At 71.2% G+C, this 13267-nt stretch carries 12 protein-coding genes; 9 read left to right on the top strand and 3 right to left on the bottom strand.

Annotation, left to right across the window (positions count from 1 at the left end; all coding sequences use genetic code 11):
* Positions 1 to 112: 112 nt before the first annotated feature.
* The 4 genes from AB5J55_RS39240 (at position 113) to AB5J55_RS39225 (ending at position 7702) form a co-directional block, all read left to right on the top strand.
* Positions 113 to 919 carry an HlyD family efflux transporter periplasmic adaptor subunit gene (locus AB5J55_RS39240; protein ID WP_369275201.1) on the top strand — a complete coding sequence of 269 codons (807 nt, stop codon included), beginning with the start codon at positions 113 to 115 and terminating at the stop codon, positions 917 to 919.
* Positions 916 to 3138 carry an NHLP family bacteriocin export ABC transporter peptidase/permease/ATPase subunit gene (locus AB5J55_RS39235; protein WP_369275200.1) on the top strand — a complete coding sequence of 741 codons (2223 nt, stop codon included), beginning with the start codon at positions 916 to 918 and terminating at the stop codon, positions 3136 to 3138. Before AB5J55_RS39240 ends, AB5J55_RS39235 begins: the two co-directional genes overlap by 4 nt.
* Position 3139: 1 nt before the next feature.
* Positions 3140 to 5956: an NHLP bacteriocin export ABC transporter permease/ATPase subunit gene (locus AB5J55_RS39230; RefSeq protein WP_369275199.1), complete on the top strand. Its 2817-nt coding sequence runs from the start codon at positions 3140 to 3142 to the stop codon at positions 5954 to 5956.
* Positions 5957 to 6169: 213 nt separating this feature from the next.
* Complete coding sequence (locus AB5J55_RS39225; RefSeq protein ID WP_369275198.1) at positions 6170 to 7702, top strand: alpha/beta fold hydrolase; 1533 nt, start codon at positions 6170 to 6172, stop codon at positions 7700 to 7702.
* A 6-nt stretch (positions 7703 to 7708) separates the two neighbouring features.
* Here the strand turns inward: AB5J55_RS39225 and AB5J55_RS39220 are convergent, their stop codons facing one another.
* Both AB5J55_RS39220 and AB5J55_RS39215 read right to left on the bottom strand, forming a co-directional pair.
* Positions 7709 to 8239 carry an SRPBCC family protein gene (locus tag AB5J55_RS39220; RefSeq protein ID WP_369275197.1) on the bottom strand — a complete coding sequence of 177 codons (531 nt, stop codon included), beginning with the start codon at positions 8237 to 8239 and terminating at the stop codon, positions 7709 to 7711.
* Positions 8240 to 8245: 6 nt separating this feature from the next.
* Entirely contained in the window at positions 8246 to 8587 is a 342-nt protein-coding gene (locus AB5J55_RS39215; protein ID WP_369275196.1) for an ArsR/SmtB family transcription factor, read from the bottom strand.
* Positions 8588 to 8741: 154 nt separating this feature from the next.
* Between AB5J55_RS39215 and AB5J55_RS39210 the strand changes: the two genes are divergently transcribed.
* From AB5J55_RS39210 to AB5J55_RS39190, 5 genes are all read left to right on the top strand, one after another.
* Entirely contained in the window at positions 8742 to 9749 is a 1008-nt protein-coding gene (locus AB5J55_RS39210) for a Ppx/GppA family phosphatase (RefSeq protein WP_369275195.1), read from the top strand.
* 307 nt (positions 9750 to 10056) lie between these two features.
* Positions 10057 to 11091 carry an iron-containing redox enzyme family protein gene (locus tag AB5J55_RS39205; RefSeq protein WP_369275194.1) on the top strand — a complete coding sequence of 345 codons (1035 nt, stop codon included), beginning with the start codon at positions 10057 to 10059 and terminating at the stop codon, positions 11089 to 11091.
* Positions 11092 to 11766 (top strand): HemK2/MTQ2 family protein methyltransferase, encoded by a 675-nt coding sequence (locus AB5J55_RS39200; protein ID WP_369275193.1) that lies wholly within the window; start codon positions 11092 to 11094, stop codon positions 11764 to 11766. It begins immediately after the preceding gene.
* On the top strand, positions 11747 to 11953 hold the full coding sequence (locus tag AB5J55_RS39195; RefSeq protein ID WP_369275192.1) for a CDGSH iron-sulfur domain-containing protein: 207 nt from the start codon (positions 11747 to 11749) through the stop codon (positions 11951 to 11953). The genes AB5J55_RS39200 and AB5J55_RS39195 overlap by 20 nt, the downstream gene beginning before the upstream one ends.
* Positions 11954 to 12097: 144 nt before the next feature.
* A complete protein-coding gene (locus AB5J55_RS39190) occupies positions 12098 to 12547 on the top strand; it encodes an STAS domain-containing protein (protein ID WP_369275191.1) in 450 nt (149 codons plus the stop codon).
* A 198-nt stretch (positions 12548 to 12745) separates the two neighbouring features.
* Here the strand turns inward: AB5J55_RS39190 and AB5J55_RS39185 are convergent, their stop codons facing one another.
* Positions 12746 to 13180 (bottom strand): protease inhibitor, encoded by a 435-nt coding sequence (locus tag AB5J55_RS39185; RefSeq protein ID WP_369275190.1) that lies wholly within the window; start codon positions 13178 to 13180, stop codon positions 12746 to 12748.
* Positions 13181 to 13267: the final 87 nt, after the last annotated feature.

Here is a 13267-nt window from a genome sequence, read left to right as displayed (position 1 = left end):
CCATTCCCCGGCTCCGGGGCTCTTGGGTGCCTGAAAACAGCTGGGCACCGTCCGCATCACGACCGGCCCGCGCGCGCCGGTCTCCACTCATCCTCAGGTGAGGGAAAGTTCCGTGCAGTTCCGCCAACAGGCCCTCGCCAAGCTCCAGTCACCGGAGGAGCTCGACCTTCCGGTGCGCTTCGCCCGTCCCCAGGGCTGGCTGGTCCTCTCCGTGACGGTGGTCGTCATGGCCGCCGCGTCCGTGTGGGCGGTGACCGGCTCGGTCGCCTCCACCGTCGGCGCGCCCGCCATCCTCACCCACGGGCAGGGCAGCTACATCCTGCAGAGCCCGGTCGCCGGGCAGGTCACCTCGGTCCTCGCCAAGCAGGGCCAGCGGCTGCCCGCCAACTCCCCCGTACTGAAGGTCCGTACCGCCGAGGGCGAGACGGTCGTCCGCACGGTCGCCGCGGGCCGGGTCACCGGCCTCGCCGCCACCATCGGGCAGATCATCCAGACCGGCGCGAACGTCGCCGCCGTGGAGAAGGTCGCCCACACCGAGGACCCGCTGTACGCGACGGTGTACGTCCCCGCCGAGAACGCGGCGTCCATCCCCGACAAGGCCGCCGTGGACCTCACCGTCCAGTCGGTGCCCACCCAGGAGTACGGCGTCCTGCGCGGCCATGTGAAGTCGGTGGACCGCTCCGTGCAGTCGGCGCAGCAGATCGCCGCGTTCCTCGGGGACAACCAGCTCGGCGAGCAGTTCACCAAGGACGGCAGGCCGGTCGCCGTACTGGTGAAGCTGGACGAGAAGTCGAGCACCGAGAGCGGCTACAAGTGGTCGTCCGCGGACGGGCCGCCGTTCTCCCTCACCTCCATGACCATGGCCGACGCCTCGATCCGGCTGGCCGACGAGCGTCCCGTCGATTGGCTGCTGCCGTGAGCGCCGCACAGGAGACCCGCAGCAGGCGCCGTGCCGCACCGCCGAAGCGCCCCGTGCCCAAGGGCAGGTCGAAGACCGTCCGCACACCCACCGTGCTCCAGATGGAGGCCGTGGAGTGCGGCGCCGCCTCCCTCGCGATGGTGCTGGGCCACTACGGCCGCCATGTCCCGCTGGAGGAACTGCGCATAGCGTGCGGCGTCTCCCGCGACGGCTCGCGCGCCAGCAACCTCCTGAAGGCCGCCCGCAGCTACGGCCTGACGGCCAAGGGCATGCAGATGGACACGGCCGCCCTCGCCGAGGTGAAGACGCCGGCCGTCCTGTTCTGGGAGTTCAACCACTACGTCGTCTACGACGGCATGGGCCGCCGCTTCGGCCGCCGGGGCGTCTACATCAACGACCCCGCCAAGGGCCGCCGTTTCGTGCCCATGGAGGACTTCGACGGCAGCTTCACCGGCGTCGTCCTGGTCATGGAGCCCGGCGAGGACTTCAGCAAGGGCGGTCGCAAGCCGGGCGTGCTCGGCGCGATGCCGGCCCGGCTGCGCGGCACCGCGGGCACGATGCCCGCCGCGGTCCTGGCGAGCCTCCTGCTGGTGGTGGTCGGCGCGGCGGTGCCCGCACTGAGCCGCACGTACATCGACATGTTCCTCATCGGCGGCCAGACCTCCCTGCTGGGCGTGCTGTTCGCCTCGATGGGAACCTGTGTCGCGCTCACCGTGGTGCTGACCTGGCTGCAACAGGCGAACCTGCTGCGCGGCCGGATCATCTCCTCCACCCTCTCCAGCGCCCGCTTCCTGCGCCATCTGCTGCGGCTGCCGGTGACCTTCTTCTCCCAGCGCAGCCCGGCCGACCTCGTGCAGCGGCTGCAGTCGAACGACGCGGTGTCCGAGACGCTGGCCCGTGACCTCGCGGCGGCGGGCGTGGACGCGGTGGTCGTCGTCCTCTACGCGATCCTCCTCTACACCTACGACCCCCAGCTCACCTTCGTCGGCATCGGCGTCGCCCTCCTGAACGTCGTCGCCATGCGCGTCGTCATCCGTCTGCGCGCGACCCGTACGGCGAAGCTGCGCGCGGACAGCGCCCGGCTCACCAACACCGCCTACACCGGCCTTCAGCTGATCGAGACGATGAAGGCGACCGGCGGCGAGGACGGCTACTTCCGCAAGTGGGCCGGACAGCACGCCACCACGCTGGAGGAGCAGCAGCGCCTCGGCGTTCCGAGCGCCTGGCTGGGCGTGGTCGCCCCGACGCTCGCCACGCTCAACAGCGCGCTCATCCTCTGGATCGGCGGCATGCGTGCGATCGAGGGGGGCATATCCGTGGGCCTCCTGGTCGCCTTCCAGGCCCTGGTCACCCGCTTCACCGCCCCGATCACCCGCCTGAACGGCGTCGCGGGCCGCATCCAGGACTTCGCCGCCGACGTGGCCCGGCTGAAGGACGTGGAGAACTTCGAGGCGGACCCGCTCTACGGCCGCCCCGGCGCGGGCGATTCGACCCGCCGGCTGCACGGCCACGTCGAGCTGCAGAACATCACCTTCGGCTACAGCCCGCTCGACAAGCCCCTGCTCACCGGCTTCGACCTGACCGTCGGCCCCGGCCGGCAGGTGGCCCTGGTCGGCGGCTCCGGCAGCGGCAAGTCCACGGTGTCCCGCCTCATCTCGGGTCTGTACGCCCCGTGGGAGGGCGTCATCCGCATCGACGACCGGCGCATCGAGGACATCCCGCGCGGCGCCCTCGCCGCCTCCGTCTCCTTCGTCGACCAGGAGGTCTTCCTGTTCGAGGGCACCGTCCGCGACAACGTGGCGCTGTGGGACCCGTCGATCCCGGACGAGGCGGTGGTGGACGCCCTGCGCGACGCGGCGATGTACGACGTGGTGATGCGCCGCCCTGGCGGCATCCAGAGCAAGGTGGAACAGGACGGCCGCAACTTCTCCGGCGGTCAGCGCCAGCGTCTGGAGATCGCGCGGGCGCTGGTGCGGCGGCCGAGCATCCTGGTGCTGGACGAGGTGACGAGCGCCCTGGACGCCGAGACCGAGCTGCTCGTGATGGACAACCTGCGCAAGCGCGGCTGTGCCTGTGTGGTGATCGCGCACCGGCTCAGCACCGTGCGCGACAGCGACGAGATCGTCGTACTCCAGCACGGCACGATCGTGGAACGCGGCCGGCACGAGGACCTGGTGGCACGCGGCGGCGCGTACGCGGCACTGGTCAAGGAGCGGTGAGATGACCTCCGTCCACGAGGGTGACCTCGTTCTCAACGCGCTCGGGCAGATGGGCGCACGGATCGACTGCGCCGGGCACAACCGACTCGACCTCGAAGGGCCGCAGGTGCTGTGGCTGGTCGCGTCCGGCGCCGTCGACCTGTTCGCGGTCGACGCCGGGCAGCAGGGCCACTGGCATCACCTCGGCCGGCTGGAGGCGGGCTCACTGCTGCTCGGCCCGGTCCCGGGACCGCAGCACACCCTGGTGGCCCGCCCGCTCAGGGACTGCGTCGTGCACCGCATCGGGCTGCGCGAGCTGTACCAGCCCGCGAACACACAGACCTGGTCCTACGACGAGTACGGCAACCCGCAGTACGTCCCGCCGCAGACGAGCCCGCTGGAGTACGCCCTCGCACTGGGCGTCGGCCGCAGCCTCACCATCCTCTTCCAGGCACCCATGGCCACCGAACGGGCGGCCGAGGTCACCGACGACGACGTCTTCTGGATGCAGGTGCCGCCGGGCAGCGTGCAGTACGGCTCGCTCTACGGCGCCGAGGCCGCCGCCGATCTGCTGATGGACCCGGCGGTCTGGCAGTCCATGGTCGACCAGCAGTACCGCCTGCTGACCACGCTGGACCGCTGGATCGAGCAGCTGGAGCGCACCCACGAGTCGCGCACGGCGGAGGGCATCAAGGCCGGCGAGGCGGTGCGCGCCCAGGCCGACCGGACGCTGCTGGCGTCCATCGGCAGGCGCAGCGACAAGCGCACGACGGCCGCCGACGCGGACGCCAGCCACGCGGCCTGCAAGCTGGTCGCCCAGGCAGCCGGGATCACGCTGGCCGAGCCCGCGCAGAGCGGCACCGAGAGCGACCGGCTCGACCCGGTCGAGCGCGTGGCCATCGCGTCGCGCGTGCGCACCCGGGCGGTGCGGCTGGACGGGCCCTGGTGGCGGGACAACGTGGGGCCGCTGGTGGGTCACCGGGCACTGTCGGGTGCGCCGGTGGCGCTGCTGTGGCGGCGCGGCGGCTATGTCGCCGTCCATCCGGCGACCGGCCGTGAGACGCCGATCGAGAAGGCCAACGCGGAGGAGTTCGAGCCGCGTGCGGTGATGTTCTACCGCCCGCTGCCCGATCGCGCGTTGAGCCCGCTGCGGCTGCTGCGGTTCAGCATGCGGGGCACGGGCGGTGATCTGACGAACCTCCTGATCAGCGGTCTGGTGACGGTCGCGATCGGCGCGCTGGTGCCGATCGCGACGGGCAAGGTGCTCGGCGAGTTCGTCCCCAAGGCGCAGACCGACCTGATCGTGCAGTTCTGTCTGGCCGTGATGATCAGCAGTGTCGTGGCAGCGGCGTTCATGCTGTTGCAGAACCTGACGATCCTGCGCCTGGAGGGCCGCATCGAGGCGACGCTCCAACCGGCCCTGTGGGACCGGCTGCTGCGGCTGCCGACGAAGTTCTTCACCGAGCGCTCGACCGGTGAGCTGGCGAGCCAGGCCATGGGCATCAGTTCGATCCGCCGTCTGATGGCCGGGGTCGGTCCGGTCGTCGCGCAGTCGGTGACGGTCGGCGCGATGAACCTGTCGCTGCTGTTCTGGTACAGCGTCCCGATGGCGCTGGCGGCGATCGGCATGCTCGTCGTCATCGCCGGGGTGTTCCTGGGGCTCGGGCTCTGGCAGGTGCGCTGGCAGCGGCGGCTGGTGGTGTTGAGCAACAAGCTGAACAACCAGGCGTTCCAGACGCTGCGCGGGCTGCCGAAGCTGCGGGTCGCGGCGGCCGAGAACTACGCGTACGCGGCGTGGGCGGACCGGTTCGCGCGCAGTCGTGAACTCCAGCAGAGGGTGGGGCGGATCAAGAACCTCACCACGGTGCTGGGTGCGGTGTATCTGCCCCTGTGCACGCTGCTGATGTTCATGTTGCTGGCAGGTCCGGCGCGCGGATCGATGTCGGCGGCGGCGTTCCTCACCTTCAGCACCTCGGTGACGATGCTGCTGACCTCGGTCACCCAGCTGACCGGCGCGTTCGTCTCGGCGGTGGCCGCGCTGCCGCTGTTCGAGGAGATCAAGCCGGTGCTGGAGGCCACGCCCGAGGTGCGCACGGCGAGCACCCGGCCGGGCCCGCTGACCGGTGCGATGGAGGCGCGCCGTCTGTCCTTCCGGTACTCCGACGACGGTCCCCTCGTCCTCGACGACGTGTCGTTCGACGTGCGGTCGGGCGAGTTCGTGGCGATCGTCGGCCCCAGCGGTTGCGGCAAGTCGACGCTGCTCAGGCTGCTGATCGGCTTCGACAAGCCGGTCTCGGGCAGTGTGCTGTACGACGGTCAGGACCTGGCGGCGCTCGACCAGTCGGCCGTACGACGGCAGTGCGGGGTCGTGCTCCAGCACGCGCAGCCGTTCACCGGGTCGATCCTGGACGTCATCTGCGGTACGGAGCCGTACACGCCGGAGGAGGCGATGGCGGCGGCCGAGATGGCGGGGCTCGCGGAGGACATCAAGCGGATGCCGATGGGGCTGCACACCATCGTCTCGGGCAGCGGCGCGATCTCCGGCGGGCAGCGGCAGCGCCTGATGATCGCCCAGGCGCTGATCCGCCGACCGCGCATCCTGTTCTTCGACGAGGCGACCAGCGCCCTCGACAACGAGACGCAGCGCACGGTCATCGAGAGCACCAAGGCCCTCAACGCCACCCGCATCGTCATCGCGCACCGTCTGTCCACGGTGCTGGACGCCGACCGCGTGATCGTGATGGAGGACGGCAAGGTCGCCCAGCAGGGCCCGCCCGCACAGCTGCTGGCGGACACACACGGGCGGTTGCACGAGCTGGTTCGGCGCCAGATGGCGTGATCGGTGGGTCGGGCCGGAGCCGTAGAAGTCCGGGGCCGTCTCAGGGGTTCGGTCGGCAACCCCTGAGGCATCTCCCCCGCACGACCCCGACCGCGACCCGGTGCCTTCCCTGGTTCCGGTCCTGAACGGTTGTGACCCCGAGTGGATCACTGCCACGTTCGATCATGCGGGCATTCCCGTGATCCGTTCAACAGGACCCTTGGAAGGGACTTCATGCACCCACTCATCAGAGGGCTCACCGGATTGCTCGCCGCCGGATTACTCGCCGGGTCACTCACCGGAGGGTCGACTCCGAGCGCGGCGGCGGCGCAAGCCGACCGTCCCGGCGCGGGGTCGCCGAAACAGCGGGCGATCGACTGGAAGCCGTGTCCCAAGGACGCCACCGCGGAATGCGGGACGCTGCGCCTGCCGGTCGACCGGGCCCGCCCGTCGGGCGAGGCGTTCGAGCTCGCGGTGGCCCGCCGCAGGGCGACCGATCCGGCTCGCCGGGTCGGGGTGTTACTGGTCAACCCGGGTGGACCGGGCGCTTCGGGTGTGGACTTCGCCGTGGACGACGCCAACTCCCACTTCAGCTCGGACCTCCAGGAGAGGTTCGACATCGTGGGGTTCGACCCGCGGGGCGTCGGCCGCAGCCACCCGGTGAAGTGCTCCGCCGAACTGCTGCGCCAACAGCCGTCGGTCTACCCCCGCAACCAGACGGAGTTCGATCGACTCGCCGACCACAACCGCGCGTTGCGCGAGGACTGCAGGCGGCACACCGGTCCGCTCTTCGACCACGCCGACACCTTGAGCGTCGTCCGGGACATGGACGCGCTGCGCAGGTCACTCGGCGAGAAGAAGGTCAACTACTTCGGCCACTCCTACGGCACCTTGATCGGCGAGCAGTACGCGGAGGAGTACGGCGACCGCATCCGGTCCATGGCCCTCACCGCGAACATCGACCACAGCCTCGGCACCCGGGAGTTCCTCGTCTCCTCCGCGGCCGCCGCCGAGGACTCGTTCCAGGAGTTCGTGAGGTGGTGCGACCGCACCAGCTCCTGCGCCCTGCACGGCCGTGACGTCACCGCCGTGTGGGACAGCCTGCTCGCCCGGGCGGACCGGGAGCAGATCCGCGATCCGGAGCGTCCGGACCGGGTCATCACCGCGCACGAGATCACGTTCAACGTCTTCAGGATGTTCTACGGCCCGGACCGGGAGGAACTGGCCACCTATGTGGCGGGCCTCGACGCGCAGGAACCGACCGAGCGGCCGCGATCCGCGCAATCTCCGCAGGTCCAGCCGTCGACCTCGCGGGGAGCGGACGAACAGACGGAAGCCGAACCGTTCTACGCGGTCTTCTGCCAGGACTGGCGTATCCGGGCCGAGGACTACCGGGAGTACGCCAGCCTGACCCAGGCCGAGATGAGGGCCGCACCGCACATGCGCGGTTCACCACGCGTGCATCCCGCGGTGGCCGGCTGCATCGGCTGGCCCGACGAGGTGAACAACCCGCAGCACCGTCTGCGCATCACCGAGGCGCCCAGGATCCTCATGCTGCATTCGCGGCACGACCCCGCGAACCACTTCTCGTGGGCGGCCAATGTGCACCGCCAGACCCGCGGGACGACCGTCCTGCTGCCGTACGAGGGCGCCGGACACGGTGTCTACGGCCGCAGCGACTGCACCCGTGACGCAGTCGGCGACTACCTCACGGAGCTGAGAACCCCGAGCCCCGGAATCAGTTGCGCACCTGCCACGACGAACTGATCGCGCTCAGGTGTCCAGGCCCGGGACCGGGGCACCGGAGGGGAGGCCTGCGGCCACGTAGCCGTCGTAGAACTCCTTCCAGGGCGCTTCGGCCCCGGCGTGCGGCCCGTCGAAACGCTCCCCGCGCGCGTGCGCGTCGAGGGCGGCCAGGCAGACCTCCCATCCGGCGCCGTTGCGGGCGGCGGTGTTCTCGGCGACCAGGACGTTGGTGAGCGTGAAACGGGTGCGGCCCTCGTCCAGGGCCTCCAGGTCGAAGTGCACCTCGTCGCCGCCCCACTCGAAGGACAGGTGCCGGGGCTCGTCGACGGCGATCACCCGTGCCGTGGAGTCCTCCAGGTTCGGGTCGCCGCTGAACTTGATGGTGCCGCCGGGGTGCAGCTCGATCTCGGCGCGGGAGGGGAACCAGTGCGCGAGTTCGTCGGCGTCGGTCACGAACTGCCAGACGCGCTCGACGGGATGGTCATAGGTACGGCTGAAGCGGACGGCCGGGCGACCGTCGTCCAGGGTCAGATAGCTGCCGGTGAGGTCGGCGGTCATGGTGGATCAGTCCTTCGTGGTGGGTTCCTCGGGGCCGACCGACGTCTCGTCGAGGCGGCGGCCCAGCCTGTCCAGGCTGGTGTTCCAGAGCCTTCGGTAAGGGTCCAGCCAGGCGTCGAGCTCGGCGATGGGCGCGGGATCCAGGGCGTAGACCCGGCGCTGCGCGTCCTGCCTGACCTGCACCAGGCCCGCCTCCCTCAGCACTTTCAGGTGCTTGGAGGTGCTCGGCTGGCTGAGCCCGCATGCCTGCACGATCTCGCCGACGGGCCGGGGCCGCTCCAGGAGCAGCGCGACGATGGCCCGTCGGTGCGGATCGGCGAGGGCGGTCCAGAGCGAGGCGTCGGCCATGGATCCAATATGCCTCGACGGTTATATTCCAGTCAAGGCATAAGCTGGCGCGCCGACGAGCACGCCGGCCCGGGAGTGCGGCGCTCGTGTCGTGGCGACGGCGCACGGTGGCTGAGACCGTTGCCGGGGCGGGGAAACGGGTACTTGCGCATTCATGCGAATCAGCGTGGTGGACGTGGGGTCGAAGACGGTGCGGCTGGTAGTGGCTGACGCGGCGAACGGGGTGCCGCTGCCGGTGCACACCGCCAAGTGGCGGCTGAGGCTGTCGGAGCAGGTCAGGCCCGGGGAGGTGGTCCCCGAGGAATGCGTCGAGCGGTTGGTCGACGCCGTCGCGGCGGCGAACCGCACTGCGCTCAGATGGGGCGCGACCGCACCCTTGGCCTTCGCGACCGCCGTGGTGCGCGCCTCCCCGAATCGACAGGAGGTACTGCGTACCGTGCGGACGCGGACCGGGGTGAGCCTGTGTACGCTGCCCGGCGAGCTGGAGGCCGAGCTCACGTTTCTCGGGGCACGACGGTGGATGGGCTGGCGGTCGGGGCCGCTCGCACTGCTGGACATCGGCGGCGGCTCGCTCGAAGTGGCCTTCGGGCGCGGCCGGTTGCCCGACTTCGTGGCGTCGCTGCCGCTCGGCGCGGCCCGGCTGACCCATGAGTTCTTCACCGGCGAGGACCCGCCGGCGGCGGCACAGGTACGGGCACTGCGCCGCAAGGTCCGCCATCAGCTGCGGGACGTCGCGGCCCGGATCCGCTGGGAGGGGCCGCGCACAGCTGCGGTCACCTCGCGTACGTTCCAGCAGCTGGGCCGGCTGTGCGGGGCGGCACCCGGGCGCCACGGGCCGTTCGTGGAACGGCGGTTGGAGCGCTCCGCCCTGCGCGAGGCCGTCGGCCGGCTGGCCGCGCTGCCCACCACCGAACGCGCCCTGCTCCCCGGCATCTCCGCGCCGCGCGCCGAACAGAGCCTGGCCGGCGCGGTCGTGGCGCACACGGCGATGAAGCTGACCGGCCTCAGAACGGTCACGGTCTGCCCGTGGGCGATCCGCGAGGGGATCATGCTGCGGCACATCGAGGACGGCGCGTCCTGGTGGGCGGAGATCTCCCGCCTCGGCGAGGAGGACGCCCCCGCCGACCCGGTGCCACTACGGATCGCGCCGGCGACCAGCTGAACGCGGCGAGGGATGCGGAGGCACCCGTGACCGAGGACAGGAAGCAGTGGCCGGAGCAGCCGGACACGGCGCCCGATGAAGGCCTGTAGAAGATGTCGGACGCCGCCCACCGCACCCGGGACTCCGCCGAGGAGCACCGCCGCGGCGAGGCCGGCGTCCCGAACCGACGGGCGCCCGATGAGTCCGAGGGCGAGTGACCGGGCCGGGCCCCGGCCGTGGCCCTCCCTGGCGTCGGCCGCGGCTCGACCTGCCTGCTCGGACGGCTGATCGCACGGGTGGCCGCGCACCCAACGGGTACCCGGCGGTCATGGCACACGACGTCCGTAGGGCAGGCGGCGGCGATGGCCCCGGACTGCCGTCCGCGCGGGGCCCAGTCTCCGCCGCCGTGCAGGAGTATCTGCGGGGGGCCGGGCCACCGCCCGGGCATCTCGATGTCGCGCGCACGGACGTCTACGGTGACGACCTCCAGCTGGCCCTCTACCTCTGCTACGAGCTGCACTACCGCGGTTTCGCAGGCGTACCCGAGGACCACGAGTGGGACCCCGAGTTGCTGCGTGTCCGCGCGGCGCTGGAGCACCGCTTCCTGACCGCCCTGCGTGCGGACGCCCCCGCCCACGACAGCGTCGAGGACGCGCTGGCCGACCTCCTCGTCGAACCGGTCGACGGCACCGGCGTCAGCCACTACCTCCGTGCCGAGGGCGAGTTGTGGCACGTGCGCGAATACGCGGCCCAGCGCTCTCTGTACCACCTCAAGGAGGCGGACCCGCACGCCTGGGTGCTGCCCCGGCTGTGGGGCAGGGCCAAGGCCGGCATGGCGGCGGTGGAGTTCGACGAGTACGGCGGTGGCCGGGCCGACCGTGTCCACGCACGCCTCTTCGCCGACCTGATGACGGACCTCGGCCTGGACACGACGTACGGCCGGTATCTCGATGACGCCACTGCGGAAGCCCTGGCCACGGTCAACCTGATGTCCCTACTCGGACTGCACCGGGCGCTGCGCGGCGCGCTCGTCGGCCATTTCGCGGCCGTCGAGATCACCTCGTCGCCGGCCTCCCGGCGGCTGGCAGAGGCGATGCGCCGCACGGGTGCCGGGCCCGCGGCCGAGCACTTCTACGACGAGCATGTCGAGGCGGACGCGGTGCACGAACAGGTCGTACGCCAGGACGTCATCGCAGGTCTGCTCGCCGAGGAGCCGCACCTCGCCCCCGACGTCGCCTTCGGCATCGACGTCACCGGCTATCTGGAGGACCGCTTCGCCGAGCGGCTGCTGGACGCCTGGCGCGCGGGGCGATCGTCGCTCCGCGATCACCACCAACGATCCGGAATCCCCCTTATTTCCTGAATGCCGGGGTACCCGGTCGCCGTGAAGCCACTGGTGCCGCCGGGTGTGTACACCCCTCAGGAAGACACTGACCTGCTCGTCGACGCCTTGTTCGACGAGCCGCTGCCGGACGGCGCGGACGTCCTCGACGTGGGGACCGGTTCGGGCGCGCTGGCGATCGAGGCCGCGCGGCGCGGGACGCGGGTGACCGCGGTGGACGTGTCGTGGCGGGCGGTCTTCACGGCACAGCTGAACGCCTGGCTGGCCCGGCTCCATGTCCGCATCCTGCACGGCAACCTCTTCACGCCCGTGCGGGGGCAGTCCTTCGACCTCATCCTGGCCAACCCGCCGTATGTCCCCGCACCCGACACGGGCCGCGCGCCGCAGGGTGCGGCTCGGGCCTGGGACGCGGGCCGGGACGGACGGCTCGTCCTCGACCGGATCTGCCTGGAGGCGCCCGCCCTGTTGCGGCCCGGCGGGGTCCTCCTGGTCGTGCACTCGACGCTCAGCTGCCCGGGGCAGACCGTGTCGTTTCTGCGCGACGCCGGGTTGAAGGCATCCGTGACCCGGCGTCGCGTCATCCCGTTCGGCCCGGTGCTGCGCACGCGGGAGGACTGGCTGCGGCAGCACGGCCTGCTGTCCGCCCCGGATCAGAGGGAAGAGCTGGTGGTCGTCCGTGCCGAACTCCCGGTCTGACGAGCCGCGCCGGATCAAGGTCCAGCGCCAGGGCCCTCTCCTGGTGGAGGGCCCGGTCGAGGTGGAGCTGGAGGACGGCACGGTCGTCTCCTCCGACCGCTTCCGCGTGGCCCTGTGCACCTGCCGGCGCAGCCGACGCTACCCGTGGTGCGACACCAGCCATCGCGATCGGACCCGAGAGCACTGAGCCCGCCCACGCGAAGTCAACCGTTCTGGATGAAATTCAGCACGTCGAGTGAACCATGTCTTGCGCGCGGCGCCGCAGGGATGCTCACGCTCGGCCCCGGGTAACAACTCTGATCCATGCGCCCCTTGCCGAGGTGGAGCGGACATGACGCCGGACGCCGACGACCGCGCCCCCCATCCGACCGAGGACCTGGCCGCGGACTCGTCCCGGTCCGTGCCGCCCCCGGCGAACACCCATGCCCGCACCCGCAGACACGGCCCGTTCACCGTGGTCGAGGTGACGGGTGAGATCGATCTGGCGACGGCGGCGCTGGTCACCGAGCACCTGGACGCGGCGACGGCGCGACCGGAGTCGGATGTGCTGGTCGACCTGCGGCGGGTCGACTTCTTCGACTGCTCGGGACTGCGTGTCCTGTGCCGGGCCGAAACGCGCGCCAGGTACCGGGGCGGCCGCCTGCGGCTCGTGTCCGACGCACCACGCATACGGCGGCTGTTGCGCGGCGCGGGCCTGCTGGACCGGTTCGCGCTCCTGCCCGGGATCCCCGCGGAAGAGGGGACTCTCGGGAAAGAGGGGGTCCCCGGGGAAGACGGGTGATCCGTATGCCCCCACGGCAACGGTGTCCCGCATCCCCCGGGAAGTCGGTTGGTCGGTGACGATCCGAGGTGCCGACCGGGCGGCCCCACTCCGCCCGGCCGACCCCCGGTGCGAGATCGCCGGGGCCCCTCGGCAGGGCTCGCACTCCCCATCCGCGAGCTGCTGCCGAACTGCACGAGGCCGTGCGATCCCGGTCCCTTAGAACGCGAAGAGGCTCGTCCCGTAGGAGCTCTTCACGCACTCGTTGGCGAAGGTGCGCTGATAGGAGACGCGCTGGCCCTGCCAGACCCCGTCGACCGTGACGACCACGGGGTCGTACTGCTTGGTACACAGCACCCCGTCTCTACTCCCGAGGGCGTCGAAGTTCCCGCCCACACTGCGCAGTTCACCGCACGCCGAGACGGCGTCGGGATGAGTGCCGGAGGAGGTCGGGGCGCAGCTCAGGGTGACGGCACGCACCGGCGTCGTCATGGTGGGGTCGTCGCCGTGGGCCAGGGTGAGCACCAGGGCCGAGGGGGCGTACAGGGAGGCGGGCGCAGGGTCCGGGGCAGCCAGGGCGGATCCGGTGAGGGGTCCGCAGACGGCGGTGGCCGTGAGAGCGAGGGTCGCTGCCCAGCGCGCGGTGTTCCGCATTGTGTGCATCCTTCCGCTTGAGTTACAGGGTGTGTCGACTCCGACGCGATCGGTGTCGGAGCGACGAGCGGGAGTCTGCCGAGTCCG

Origin of the sequence: Streptomyces sp. R11 (assembly GCF_041051905.1) — a bacterium.
Lineage (GTDB): Bacteria > Actinomycetota > Actinomycetes > Streptomycetales > Streptomycetaceae > Streptomyces.
This window is presented reverse-complemented; position numbering and strand designations above follow the sequence as displayed.